We start from the raw sequence: 13,197 nt of genomic DNA on the forward strand, positions 1-13,197 counted from the left end.
GAGCCGAGTGCGGTGAAAGTCGCACGCTCGGATCGAACAGAGAGGGGCGCGGGACAATACCCGCCCTCGACTCTAACTAATTTAGTTGTTAAGAGAGCGCCGCGCGACATACCACATCTACCTTTGTACGATGCCTTTAATATCTATTTGACAGGTAAGGAGTTAGAGCAGTTAAAAAAGCTTTGGCACAGGCATAAATCTCATAACAATGGCATGGATCGCCTGGAACTCCTACCAGCTTTTTCTAGGGAAAACTTAGTTGAGCAATCGCAGAATGTTAATGCTGTGACGGGGCGAAAAACTTACCAATTCACAAATTTAGGCTTAATTCCTGTTGGAGTTTTATCTTTAGCTTCATTCAATCCCCTGCATGAATCGCTGATTGAGCAAAAATTAACCCAATTAGAATCTGCTATTTTCGATAATGCTGGCTCCGTGCTACCACAAAAGGAATTACGGGTTCGCCTCACTGACTTACGAATCTACGGCGCTCAGATGAGGAAGATTCTGCTTGCTAGTTTGTACTATTTAAAAGTGCAGGCAGATGAAAAAATCCTGTACAAAATTGGCATAACAACCCGCCCTATGTCTAAACGACTTGCAGAGATATATTGGGACTTGCGATCACACTACCAGACGGTAGAAATTGAGGTGCTTAACGTTTGGGCGCATCGAGGGAATGCAGAAAAATATTTTAAGTATCGTTACTCTAACTTTAATTACCCAATCGGCAGCTTAACCGAGTATTTTAAGTTTGCCGACCCTGACGAGACTCAATCTGTAGGACACGACCTACACGAAATGGAAGCCAAGATATTATCGCCAGTAGAGCAAGATATTTTGGCAGGAAAACAAGATGAGTTTCTAGCAGCACTTTTAGCTGATGGGCGGATTTGCGATAGCGCGTACGCAGGGCTTCGCCTGGAATCCGAGTTGAAACAAAGTTTTTTATCACGCCCTTCATCACAGAGAGTAATTGCCGCACTGCACCAAGGCTGTTCTTTGCGCGAAGCTGCTGTAATGGCATTCGTATCAATTGAGACGGCGCGTAAAGTCTTGGCAATAATGCAAAAACAGTAGATACATTATCTATCTGTTTCATTTGATATAATTAAAGTGTCAATTGAAACCAAGTAACTATGGTCAAAACTACCAATCAAATTGACTCATACCAAGAAATCGCAGCAGATCAACAATTCGTTGATTCATATAGCGTTGCGACAGGAAATAAAAAGTACGCATCTATTAAGGAGGTAGTCAAACGTTTTGATTTAGACAAAACTGATGTGAAACAACTATTCGGAATTTCCGAAAGCACTCAGTTTCGCTATGAGAAGCAAAATCCAATCCTCAAAATAGCTGTTGCTGACCGCTTGGAACGCTTTAACCGAATTGCCGAGCAAGCGTCAGAGTTATTTGAAGATGAAGCGGAAACTAAGCGGTGGCTATCCACCGCAAAAACTGCACTATCAGGAGAAACACCATTGCAAGCCCTAGCTACCGATGCTGGAGCCAAAAAAGTTGAAGCAATGCTGTATCGCGCTGAATATGGGATGTTTGGTTAAGTGCAAGTTTGGCGAATTTGTAAGCGGAAACATACTGATAGCGCCTTTTCTGGAATAGGTGGACTTTACGCTCAAGCAAGATGGACACCTCAAGGATTTAAGGTTGTTTATACAGCAGAAAGTCTAGCTCTTGCTAGTTTAGAAGTCTTTGTACATACCGAAAGCTCGCGCATTCCTTTGGTTGCTATCCGTGCTTTTTTGCCAGAAGACATTGCGATGACGGTAGTAGACGTAAATAGCCTACCGGAAGATTGGCAAAGTATGGCAGCTTATCCCACTTTGCAAAATATCGGCAAGCAATGGCTGCAAAAGCAAGACTCGCCCGTACTCAAAGTTCCATCCTCTATTATTCCCGTCGAATTTAATTACTTGCTTAATCCTCAGCATCCTGATTTGCAGTTAACTTTAGAACCAGCACTGAGGTTTAATTTTGATAACAGAATGTGGAAGGTTAAGCAATGATTGGGATTTGGGCTTCGTTTAATCACTCTTGTAACGTTCTTTCAAAGTGCTTGCACTCTAGCCAAACTTGCAAGGCTTTCGTATTTGACTAAGGTTATTACTAAAGACATCGCTGCTTGCCCCTGAATTTACTCAAAAGCAGAAAAACTCTAATATCAAGGTAGTACCTTGATATGTAACAGGTGTAGAAAAAACCTTTGTACCTGTATTTACCTAGACCACCACCTAGATATGAGCAATACGGGACGAGATAAGAAGTTAGCATCATTTAACTGTGATGAGAGTCTGTGGCAAAGCTTTAAAAGTCGGTGTCAGCAGAAAGGCACGACGGCGACCGCTACGCTTACCAGATTTATCCAACTTTACCTGGATGGCTCCCTTGATGACCTGGACGTAAACCCATTAGATAAGCGATTGGACGAACGAGTTAAAGCCAGCGTGGATGAGTATCTGGCAACTCGCCTTGATTCGTTGCAAAGCCAGGTCACTGCTTTATCTGAAAAGGTGGCATTCTTAGAAGGGGCAGAAGCCGCTACTCAATCGCCCCGCAGCAAAACTAAGGCAGTGATCGCACGGAAAGAGCCTGAGTTTTGGTTTATTCAGCAAAGAGCCAAACATTTAGGGTTAGAAATTAGTGCAAGTCAACGAATGAAAGTTGAGATGTGGGCAAATGAATCATACAAAGAGCGGCACGGACAAGTCCCCCAGAAACAGTTGTATAGGGGAACCCAAGCTTCTGTTTATCCAGCAAAGGATGTAGACATAGTGGACGCAACTATTAAGGGCGTAGTGAGAGGAGGATAAAATCATTGTTGGCTCAAATTGAATCATCTACCCATCCACAATGGGGGCAATCAAAATGAACGATATGGAAATTAGCTTGTGGGAAATGATACTTGCATTGAGGACAAACACCTGTGAAAAGTGGGTGATTATCCAAGAGCCACAACTGCTCCTCTCTGGTCTTTTGCTTAGGTTGTACGATTAATTCGCCGTTGTAGTAACTAGCCCCTTCTGGCTCCCACTGCTCCTCATCAGGGTCTAGGCTGAAAGGATTGCTAAATGGCTCGTCACTATTTTCTGGCTGCTGGCGTTGCAATCCCAGAAAGTCTTGAAAGCGCTTGTTCTCGCGCGTCAGGTCGGGTCGAAAGTCTGGGCAGAAATCGCTATTTTGTCCGTAAGGATGAACCGCACAGACCAATGATGGATCGTGGGCGCACATCAGGCAGACTTCGCAATCGGGAATTTTGGGCATAGGGAAATTGTTTTGACTACTGCTCAACAATATTAATCCGACCTGGTTGTTCGCAATCGGCATTGTAAAGCTTCACGGCTTCACCATTACGGACGACACAAAGTATTTTGGGCGGTGGAAATAGCTTTAAATACCATATCGGGAAGGTGGCAAGGGGAATTAATATGGCTTGGGCGATCGCAAATCGTTTGAAATCGAAACGTTGTTTTTCCATGCTCTTAGATTACCCAGATCGAAAGGTAAAAGCGCCACTGTCATCCCTAGAAAACACAAGCCCAGCAGACCTTCTCGCAGTTCCCAACTAACGCGGCTTGATAGTAAAAGCAAAGGAGGGCAAACTAAGGCAAATAGAGGTAAGGTTGCTAAATAATTAAAAGGTTAATCAAAAATTTAATGGTTCGCAACTGAAACCATCCAGCCTTGATGTCAAGCTGGACGGCAGAGGAACTCCAGGTAGTTCTTGGAGTTCCTGATTAAGCGATCGCTACTTTAGCTGCGTTTTCTACTCCAGGGGCCCCAAATAGCAAAGGTAATACCGGGGGTCTGGATATTGACAAAAAGTGTTCTGCCATCCGGTGAGAAGCAAGCACCAGCAAATTCATTACCGACAAATGCTTCCTTTGCTGGGTCGTTAGTTACTCCAGCAAAAAGAACATTCTTAGCAAATTGATAAAGTTCGCCCTGTGGGTTAACACCAACAAGATATTGGAAATCGTCGCTGCTGTCTTCGCAAAGCAACAGGTCGCCGAAAGGAGTAACCGTCACGTTATCAGGTTCATCTAGTAGTTCGCCACTAGAAGCGGCTTCAACTAAAAGGGTCAAGGTTTCATTTGAAGGATTGTAAGCCCAAACTTGTCCGTTACCGCGACCATTAGTGCTACCGGAGGCTGGAGGCCCAGCTTGAGTCGCCACAAAATAAACTAACCCATTGCCGTACCAAGCTCCCTCACCCCGAAAGAAAATAGCTGCACCTTTTAACTGCGCTTGATAGCGGACTCCAACTTCACCTGCGGTAATATTGCCAAGTCTATTTTCTGATACTGGGTCGGGATTATCGATGGCAACCCACTCAACAGGCATTGGTACTCCAGGCTGGATAGCTCCGAGTTGACCGCCTTGAGTTGGGTTGTTAGTTGTATTTACAGGCACGCTTGAGCCTCTAATCTTTAGAGCATAAAGATTACCGCCTTCAGTTAACTGTCCGGGGGAAGTTGGTCTACCTACTGCTGGGACAAATCTATAAAAACAGCTATCACCACGATCTTCGGTTTCGTAAATGTATCCAGTATTGGGGTCTACTGCTACAGCCTCGTGGCTGAAACGTCCCATCGCTGTGAGCGGAACTGGAGTTACTAATCCTGTATTGGGGTCGGCAATAACCTCAAAATTGTAGCCGTGCTTAACTGTATTGCCATTGCTAGTAGTGGTAGAGAAGGTTTCTTCGCAACTAATCCAAGTACCCCAGGGTGTTAGTCCCCCTGCACAGTTCGTCCTCGTTCCTGCTAAAGAGGCAAAATGCTTGATGACTTCTCGGTTAGATCCGATCATCAGAGTTGTTGTTCCACCCAAGGCGGCATTTGAGTACCTCGGCGAACCAGAAACCGGATAGTTATAATTGGCAGGCAAGGAGGTGCTTAGTTCATGGTTGCGAACTAGGATTGTCGTATTGCCTGGGCCGGGAAATGCTGCCATGCCGTCGTGACCTGCGGGGACAAGAGTGCCATCACTCATTGGTTGACCAACAATTGAGATAGCGCGGTAGTTAAAACCTGGGGGAAGCGCCAGTAAGGCTTCTTTACTTAAGTCGCCAACAACGGTGTTCGCTAGTTCGGCAGCATTGACAGGAAGCTTAGGCTCTAATGAACCAAAACCAATACCTGTTGCAACTTGACCTTGGGCAACCTTGGCATAAAAAGCTTCCAAAGGAGAAACCATTGTTACGCCAGCCGCCGTTGTGCCAGCTAGGGTTAGAAACTTGCGTCGTGAAAACGACATTGTTATTGTGTCTCCTGCTGATTAGGGATGCGATGTTAAACTAATGTCCTAAATCCAGAAAAGTCTGGAGTATTTCGTAGCAAAAAATACTTAAACTAGGCTATCAACCAGTAGTTAATTTTTGATTAAATAAAAGTTAATATTCTGTTTGAAGCGCTATCTACGGTATTGACGAATCAAAAATCGGGAGCATTTCCGATTTAAGTTTTCTTGGCTAAATACCGAGTGCTTTCAATTATTTCTCAATCTCTTGTCTAAGCAGTTCAGGAATGCTTTGTTGATTATTGCAAGCTCCTCACTAACATAGCGATGTGAGAACAAGTCATCCTCAAGTCATCCTCAAGGGTTATGTCGTTTGCTAGAAGAAACTTATACCTAATTTCACCCTTAATTATTGATGACAGTGGTTTAATAATTGCAATTTAACAGAAAGGTAGAAATGACCCAAAAATCTAATAATCCTATTAACCTAGCAGTTCATGAAACCGCCGATCCAAGTCAGATTAGTCCTAATCCACATCAAGAAGCTTCCGCCGAATCACAGGACTTGAACGATTCAGTTCATAATAAAGAGATTGTTGATACTCAAAATTCAGGACTTTTGGATAATGGTAACAATGAGAACATTGTAGATAATCAAATCACTATTGCTAACTTAGGCGCTGGATAAAACAGTTGCCACTTTTATAAGATTTATAGAAATAATTAGAAAGCGATCGCATTTAGTAGCTTTTCGATCATTAAATACTTCCGACAAGCGCTAGGATTAGTCGTGCTGCTGGGTGCGATCGCTTCCAGGCTATATTGATCGTAACAAGCTTCCTGCTTAAAGCATTGCCAACTTTTTGAAAAAGTTGGCAAAATATCAATTAAAATTCTTTCCGTTGCTAGATATTTTTACGCTCTAAACAAGCAATGCCGAATGACTCAATGACTTTGGCAAATTGTTGATTGCGCTCCATAAGTGCCATGTGTCCGCCTGGAGATAATGAAACGAGTTCTGCTTGAGGTACTTCCTGACTAATCCGCTTACTTGCCAATGGTCGGGTAGCAATATCGGACTTTCCAACTACAACCATTGTTGGAACTGAGATTTGGGGTAGGGTTTCGGTTTCATCAAATCTCAGCATTGCCAGCATTCCCCGTGCTAGTACACCAGGCGATGCTTTTAGACCAATCAATGTAGAAAAATTAAGCTGTCCGCGAGTTTCTGTGCCTCTAAATCCAGAGATTTCCGTAGTTAGTAGCGTTGACCCATTCAAATAACTGAGCCAACTTGTGACCCATAGCAGGGGAGAAAGAACGATTGCCAGATGCAGCAAAGGTTCTAGAAGCGGCTTTTGCAATATCAATAGTAGGTTGCTAAAAATAGTGGTCTTGAGGGGATTAGTATAGGTTGAGTCTACGATGATTAGTCCAGCGACTCGCCCTGTCAAATGCTGTGGAAACAAACGGCTCAATGTCAGCAGGATCATACCTCCCATACTATGCCCCAGTAACATGACAGGTCGATCTCCCACTAAGCCCAAAACGGCTTCCAGGTCGCGGGCGTATTTTTCTAAGGAATAATCTCGATTCTTAGGCTTAATAGATTTACCCAGACCAGGCAGATCCCAGACAACGACACGAAAGCGATCACTCAGTTGCTTTTTGACGTAATACCAAACTGTGCTGTCAGGTCCCCAGCCATGTGTCAAGATAATCGTTGGAGCATCGTTATCTAAACCGTAAAATTCGATATGAATTTCACTGCCATCAGGTCGAACTAGGCGTTGACTTCGCCGACTACGAGTGGGTTTTGGTTCATCTTGACCAGGACGATGCAATAGCAAAATTGGCAGAAAACCCAAAAATGACCATAGCATCATGACTGCACCTAGCAGCAACCAACGATTGCTAACTAATTCGCCCTCATACCACTGGTAAAGAATGTAGCCTGCTCCACCCAGAAGCGCGATTGTCAGTAAACCTGACAGCCAGCGCAATAGAAAATCGAGGGGCATAAGCATGGCAACGTCAAAGCTCCAAAGCAGAGTATCAAAGTTGAGTCTAAGCGGGGGAGCAAGCCTTGAATACCTCCTGAAGTTAGAATCAGCAAGTTCGCCTACACTTTAAGACCTCAATGCGCGATTGCTTCCAGCACTGCCGCAGGCAATCGCCATGATGAGAGCTAGTCCGGTTGAGAACATCCTCCATCAGCGTTTACAAAGTAAGAGACAGGAAGACTTATCGCCAGCAATCGCCAATCGGTCAACTAAGGTTAAGGAACTGGAACTGCTACTCGATTGCCAGGTACAATCTGCGCTTGATACGAAAATACTTCTCGGCTACGAGGATTTACAATCACCTTGACCCATTGCACTTCGTTGTTACCATTTGCCGCACTATTACCAAATGTTTCAACACGAGTGAAGTTCTCAATCCGTCTGCCTTGAGCATCTTGAAATGGCTTATCAATCCGATGATAGTGCGAGTCGCCATGTACATAGCTAACGGGTTTACGGAAAGCAATTGTCTCATCGCGCAGAGCTAACAAAAAGTTTTGGAAGCCATCAGGCTGTCCGTCGGTTTGAGCAAGCGTCTTGGGATCGCGTAGGGGCGCTCTAGTCCCATCAGATAGATCCCACCCTGGATTACCTTGGGATATAAACATGACCGCTACTGAATTTCTTGCTTTCGCCTCTGCGAAAGTCTGCTTCATCCAGGCTTTGTTAGCTGTGTTTCGTGCCGCGTACTCCTGCTCATCCGGCGCAGTGTCGCATAAATTGTTACACGAACCCTGGATATTCATGGTGGCATAAGTAACTCCGCGAACTGCCCAGCGACGGTTTTCGGTGCAGGGTACTGAGGCGTTTGCACCAAGGCATAGCGGCTCTTTTTGCACTACTTGGACTAACGGACGCTGACCCAAAGAAAACTTGGTGCTGAAAAATACCTGACGCTCGTAGTCGAGACGCTCTCGCGAGTTAAATCCACCGTTTGAGGGGCGATCGCAATCAGTCCAATCGTTGTCGCCTGGTGTAAAGACGGCGGGAGCTTTGAGGGCGTTGAAATAGCCGACTGCTTGGGCATAAAGTTCGTTGCTACAGGTTGTCGGCGTAACTGAGTTGAGTGTAGAGTTGCCAGCCTTGAGGTCGCCATTGTGGGCAGTGAAGGCTAGGTTTTGCGAGTTCATGTCAGCAATGAGGTTTGGAACTCCAATCGTCGCCTGTAAGTCAGAGTAAGGTAAGTCGCCCCAAAGTCCGATGGCGTAGGTCGCATTCTCATTACCATACTCCTTCTCTTTGGCAATCGCGACAATCGCTGGACTTGCTAGAAAAGGCACAGTTAGAGCCACTACACACATTTTATACAGTAATTGAGTAGTGGCGAAGCGTCTGAGTCTCAAGTAGTCGTTTGTCATCAAGATATCCTTAACTATTCTATGCAGGAGCGAGCGCATCTTAAGCAAGTAGCTTTCAACCGCGCCATTTCAGCCAGCAATTTAGATTATCAGATTGTCAATAACAGATAGGTTACGGACAGATTATCAATAGATTAGAGTTTCATCTTTTGACCTTTTTTAAGGTAATGACAATCATCAAAAACTTCGTTGAGGGAGAGGAGTATTGATGCAACTTCTCATACTGCGGTTGCTTCTTTGCAGGGTGGTCAGGAGAAACCCCTGTGATAAAAATTGTATTAATCGTGTAAACTCTACGAAACAAAAGCCTGGGTTGAAAATGGATAGTAACTTTACGGTAAAGAGAGAAGCACTTAACTATCTGTTTCAAAGACTATTACTAACGCCAGTTCCAACCGATAAAGAGTGGGGCGGCGCTAATGTTGTTATAACTTCTCGTCAAGTCAACAGAGCAAGCAGTAGTTTTTATTCCCAGCCAAGACACGTTGTTACTAAGGACGCAAAGGAATTAAGTTGGCTTTTGAGCCAACTTGGGGATATTTTTTTAGGATTGTATGACAGTACACTAAGTACAGGACAAAAGCTTGCAACTAAGTGCTAGGAAAGGGTTTCATAAGAATTACCACATTCTAATGATGAAACCCTATGAACCAGGTTACTCTACTGCGAGATACTTTGCGCCCTCACTTAGCCTGGCATGGCGCACGACTAAGCTTTGTGGCAGCCTTTTTGATGGCGCTGTTGCTCTTCAAGACAGTAAATTTTACTGAACTGGCAACAGCTTTCAGTGGCAAGGCTCAAACCGATTCACATTACAAACGGTTGCAGCGATTTTTCCGTCACGTGCGAAGTCGATTATGCCAAGATTGCTCAAGCGGTGGTTGCCTTAATGGCAATCCCAGAGCCGTGGACTCTTTCAATTGACCGCACCGAATGGCAGTTTGGTGCGTGTACCTTCAACATCCTAATGCTAGGAGTCGTGCATGAGGGGGTTGCCTTTCCTCTGGTGTGGTGTTTGCTGGACAAACGGGGCAATTCTAATAGCATCGAGCGCATGAAGTTGTTCGACCAATTCCTGGAATACTTTAGGGAGCGAGACAAAAGCTGCCTAACCGCAGACCGAGAGTTTGCCCTACAAGCTTGGTTTGGGTATTTGCTGGGTGAGCCGCTCACACCGTTTCGCATTCGCATCCCTTGAAAATCACACACTCAAGCATGGTCGTCAAAGCCTCAAAGTGAAAGTCCTGTTTCAGGATTTACCTGTAGGACAACACAAAGTGCTTCGCCATAAACGCCAGCTTTGGGGACATTGGGTCTACATTGCTGCCTTGCGTCTGGAAGACGGTTCACTATTGGTGATTGCGACTCAAACGGCTCCGAAAACGGCCCTTACTGATTATGCAAAACGATGGGGCATCGAAACCTTGTTTGGCATCTTCACGCACTCGTGGATTCTGTTTGGAATCAACCCATCTGACTGACTTTGAACGCCTCAGTAAGCTGCTGGCACTCCTATCATTAGCCTTGTGTTGGGTGGTTTTAACCGGGGAATGGTTGCATCAATTCAAACCACTCGTGATTAAGAAGCATGGACGCAGAGCTAAGAGTATTTTTCGCTATGGGCTTGACTATCTCCGCAACATTATTTTCAACTTGGAACAGAAAATGGATGAATTCCTCAATGTTTTACGATTTTTGTCCTGTACTTAGGACAGTACATCAAAACTTGAGTTTTTCGGTCGTCTTGCAAATACTGCATTACGTTATCAGATTATAAGCAAAGACGAAGAAAATCAACGGGATTTGCTATTTGCTGTTCTTCATGAGGCGTTCGCTATATTGGACGAGATGGAATCAGGCACTTTTGAATACTTCCTTGTCTCGCCTGGAAATGAGATCGTAGATGATTTCATTGAGCAGACCCAAAGGCGCGGATTTATCAGTATTGAAGAAACAAACAAGTTTTTCGCTAAAAAAAGAATTAAGTTATGAGAGTTGAATGACGTTCCTAGATAAAGCAGCAGTCAGAGTTGGTAATTATTGGTTTACTATGCCTTGAGTAATCCTCTGCCACATTGGTAAAAGAGTATCGCCATCGCCCTCAATCCGTTCTAACGCTGCCATCATTTCAAGGCGTACATCAAATTCAGTTTCGCTTTTAATAGCTTGTTGTAAAGCCATCACAGCACTACGATCTCCCAATTCGTTTAAAAATCGAGCGGCTCTCCACCTCATTAGCTTTGAGTGATCTGTTAATGCTTGAGTCATTGTAGCCATCGCCGCCACATCCCCCAAATCGCTTAAGGCATCCCCCGCCGTTCGACGTACAATTGCGGAGGGATCTATAAGGGCAACCTGACAAAGCGGTTCAACTACCTCCGTCATCCCACTAGCACCCACTAGAGCCGCCGCCCAACGTCGGATTGTACTTTGTTCGTCATTGAGTAAAGTCAAAACCCGCTCCAATGTTTCAGGGTTTACCTCAATCTGTTGGAGGGCTTTGAGTCGATGTTTCCAGTTCGGATATTGTAGCTCTGTTAATAGAGATTGCTGCAAATCGGTATGGCTAAATTGTTTAGTTTCAGCATGATTAGAGATGGCGGAGGCTTCGATTCGAGCCAACTCATCCTCATCGATTAGATCGGCAATTTCATCAGCAACTACCCTTGCCACCTCATCAGGAGAGCCAGCAGGAGACTGATAAGGTTCCCAGCGTCGCTCGGCTACATAATTGGCTCCCGTTGAAACAATTGTCCTTTGCAGCGCTTGGTTAAATCGGTCGGGCAATGCCACTCGTGCTTGTTGACCATCGGCAGAAATCGCTCGAACTTGAATCGGAATTGCCCGAAACATTTGTACGGCAACTTCAACAGAACCGAAATTTGAGAATGCAAGTTGCTCGGTAGTGGAATTAGCGCTTGTTGCTGTTATCTGAGACGGAGTAACTTGAAAAAGTAGCGCTTTATCAGCATCCTTCGCTACCCCAATAATGCCAGCAGCTTTAGCAAGAATAGGTTGCCAATCTGCATTTCCTTGGCGCGTAAGGGTGATAAAGTCCTGGAATAAGAAGACCGATTGTACCGATTCAATGGCAAGTAGCTGTTGAGCAAAAGCAGGGGCATCCGGCTTAGTTGCGCCTTGAGTGAGGGTCAGGGCTTTGGTGCTAACCACTTCATTGAGGTTAAGCTTAATACAGTGAGGGCTGGGGGTAGTTTCAATAGAGCGAAGTTGCATAGCCTCATCCAAAACGTATCAGTATCAAACAGCCAGCAGTCAAGGTAGTTTTAGAACAAGTGGCATCTACTGTCGATCCTATCTCATTATAATTGGTAAAGATTTCCAGAATCGTGTTTATGTGACATCTCCTGATGTTCATCTGACATACGTTATACAGACTAGAATCTCACCCCGTAAGTAAATTTAAGTTAGCCAATTAAATAAGAAAGTAACTGTATATGTCAACGGATGAAATTAAAGGAGAAGAATTAAAAAATAATGGCTTAGTTCAACTGGCTCCAGATTTGGCAGAGAAACTATTATTAGCACAAGACCAAAAAAAACCTAAGAAATCAAAAAAGATTTTTGATGGTAGCAACGAAATCTTTGCCAAGAAAATTCCTAAGAAAACTTACGAAACCCAGCTACAGCAACTCCAGGTTGAATTGGTCAAAATGCAATACTGGCTTAAGCACGTTGGTTATCGAGTTGTGGTGATTTTTGAAGGTCGAGATGCGGCGGGAAAAGGCGGCGTGATTAAACGGATTGCTGAACCACTCAATCCTCGTGTTTGTCGCATTGTGGCTCTAGGTACTCCCTCCGACCGCGAGAAAACGCAGTGGTATTTTCAGCGCTACGTGGCACACCTTCCGGCGGCTGGTGAAATTGTCTTATTTGACCGCAGTTGGTACAATCGAGCCGGAGTTGAACGAATCATGGGCTTTTGTACTGATGCTGAGTACGGGGAATTTATGGAATCTTGCCCAGAATTTGAACGAATGTTAGTAAATTCCGGGATTATTTTGCTTAAATATTGGTTCTCAGTCAGCGATGACGAACAAGAGCAGCGCTTTTTATCCCGTAGTCACGATCCAGCAAGACGTTGGAAACTCAGTCCAATGGATTTAGAATCGCGCGCTCGTTGGCGGGAATACTCGCAAGCTAAGGATGCCATGTTTGCACGTACAAACATTCCCGAAGCGCCCTGGTTTACGATTGAGGCGGATGATAAAAAACGCTCCCGGCTGAATTGCCTTCATCATTTACTGAGCAAAATTCCCTACGAAGATATGACACCTCCTCCTCTAGAGCTTCCGCCCAGACCTCCATCAGAAGATTATATTCGCGCCCCTCGTAACGAGCAGTTCTTTGTCCCTCAAGTGTATTGAGGGATAGGAATATTAGAGCGCGATCGCTTTTTTGTTAGGCAGAGCAGAGGAGAGTCTAAGCTCGACTTTAGCCATTTGAGGAGAAGTAGACCCAAAAAAGGAATAGGGTAAGAATGCTTTGAGTTAACACAT

Annotated in this window: 14 protein-coding genes and 1 pseudogene; 8 read left to right on the forward strand and 7 right to left on the reverse strand. The window is 44.7% G+C overall.

Annotation, left to right across the window (positions count from 1 at the left end):
* From C7B70_RS23305 to C7B70_RS23320, 4 genes are all read left to right on the forward strand, one after another.
* Window positions 1-1,080: GIY-YIG nuclease family protein (locus C7B70_RS23305; protein ID WP_146134152.1), on the forward strand; the 1,080-nt coding region annotated here is incomplete at its 5' end.
* A gap of 59 nt (window positions 1,081-1,139) precedes the next feature.
* Window positions 1,140-1,565 (forward strand): antitoxin Xre/MbcA/ParS toxin-binding domain-containing protein, encoded by a 426-nt coding sequence (locus tag C7B70_RS23310; RefSeq protein ID WP_106371327.1) that lies wholly within the window; start codon window positions 1,140-1,142, stop codon window positions 1,563-1,565.
* Window positions 1,566-2,027: an RES family NAD+ phosphorylase gene (locus tag C7B70_RS23315; RefSeq protein WP_106371328.1), complete on the forward strand. Its 462-nt coding sequence runs from the start codon at window positions 1,566-1,568 to the stop codon at window positions 2,025-2,027.
* A 231-nt stretch (window positions 2,028-2,258) separates the two neighbouring features.
* Window positions 2,259-2,831, forward strand: a complete 573-nt coding sequence (locus C7B70_RS23320) for a hypothetical protein (RefSeq protein ID WP_106371329.1) — start codon at window positions 2,259-2,261, stop codon at window positions 2,829-2,831.
* Between the two features lie 13 nt (window positions 2,832-2,844).
* On the opposite strand, the gene C7B70_RS23325 is transcribed toward C7B70_RS23320, so the two are convergent.
* From C7B70_RS23325 to C7B70_RS23335, 3 genes are all read right to left on the reverse strand, one after another.
* Window positions 2,845-3,282, reverse strand: coding sequence for a hypothetical protein (locus tag C7B70_RS23325; protein WP_106371330.1), 438 nt, complete (start codon window positions 3,280-3,282; stop codon window positions 2,845-2,847).
* Between the two features lie 16 nt (window positions 3,283-3,298).
* A complete protein-coding gene (locus C7B70_RS23330; protein WP_106371331.1) occupies window positions 3,299-3,496 on the reverse strand; it encodes a hypothetical protein in 198 nt (65 codons plus the stop codon).
* A 275-nt stretch (window positions 3,497-3,771) separates the two neighbouring features.
* A complete protein-coding gene (locus C7B70_RS23335) occupies window positions 3,772-5,277 on the reverse strand; it encodes an alkaline phosphatase PhoX (RefSeq protein ID WP_199192475.1) in 1,506 nt (501 codons plus the stop codon).
* A gap of 439 nt (window positions 5,278-5,716) precedes the next feature.
* Between C7B70_RS23335 and C7B70_RS23340 the strand changes: the two genes are divergently transcribed.
* The gene (locus tag C7B70_RS23340; RefSeq protein ID WP_106371332.1) at window positions 5,717-5,947 is read left to right on the forward strand and encodes a hypothetical protein; all 231 of its coding nucleotides are present in this window, start codon (window positions 5,717-5,719) and stop codon (window positions 5,945-5,947) included.
* Window positions 5,948-5,982: 35 nt separating this feature from the next.
* Here the strand turns inward: C7B70_RS23340 and C7B70_RS26615 are convergent, their stop codons facing one another.
* The 3 genes from C7B70_RS26615 to C7B70_RS23350 form a co-directional block, all read right to left on the reverse strand.
* Window positions 5,983-6,138, reverse strand: coding sequence for a hypothetical protein (locus C7B70_RS26615; RefSeq protein WP_158260572.1), 156 nt, complete (start codon window positions 6,136-6,138; stop codon window positions 5,983-5,985).
* A gap of 26 nt (window positions 6,139-6,164) precedes the next feature.
* Window positions 6,165-7,280, reverse strand: a complete 1,116-nt coding sequence (locus tag C7B70_RS23345; RefSeq protein ID WP_106371333.1) for an alpha/beta fold hydrolase — start codon at window positions 7,278-7,280, stop codon at window positions 6,165-6,167.
* Between the two features lie 257 nt (window positions 7,281-7,537).
* On the reverse strand, window positions 7,538-8,680 hold the full coding sequence (locus C7B70_RS23350) for a hypothetical protein (protein WP_106371334.1): 1,143 nt from the start codon (window positions 8,678-8,680) through the stop codon (window positions 7,538-7,540).
* Between the two features lie 319 nt (window positions 8,681-8,999).
* Here C7B70_RS23350 and C7B70_RS23355 point away from each other — a divergent pair, with 319 nt between their 5' ends.
* Both C7B70_RS23355 and C7B70_RS23360 read left to right on the forward strand, forming a co-directional pair.
* Window positions 9,000-9,281: a hypothetical protein gene (locus tag C7B70_RS23355; RefSeq protein WP_199192476.1), complete on the forward strand. Its 282-nt coding sequence runs from the start codon at window positions 9,000-9,002 to the stop codon at window positions 9,279-9,281.
* Window positions 9,282-9,325: 44 nt separating this feature from the next.
* Window positions 9,326-10,390 (forward strand): annotated as a pseudogene (locus tag C7B70_RS23360) (IS4 family transposase).
* Between the two features lie 327 nt (window positions 10,391-10,717).
* Here C7B70_RS23360 and C7B70_RS23370 read toward each other — a convergent pair.
* The gene (locus C7B70_RS23370; protein WP_106371335.1) at window positions 10,718-11,914 is read right to left on the reverse strand and encodes a virulence factor; all 1,197 of its coding nucleotides are present in this window, start codon (window positions 11,912-11,914) and stop codon (window positions 10,718-10,720) included.
* Window positions 11,915-12,135: 221 nt separating this feature from the next.
* Between C7B70_RS23370 and ppk2 the strand changes: the two genes are divergently transcribed.
* Window positions 12,136-13,065 (forward strand): polyphosphate kinase 2, encoded by a 930-nt coding sequence (ppk2, locus tag C7B70_RS23375; protein WP_106371336.1) that lies wholly within the window; start codon window positions 12,136-12,138, stop codon window positions 13,063-13,065.
* The last annotated feature ends 132 nt before the right edge of the window (window positions 13,066-13,197 follow it).

Origin of the sequence: Chlorogloea sp. CCALA 695 (assembly GCF_003003885.1) — a bacterium.
Classification (GTDB): domain Bacteria; phylum Cyanobacteriota; class Cyanobacteriia; order Cyanobacteriales; family Chroococcidiopsidaceae; genus Aliterella.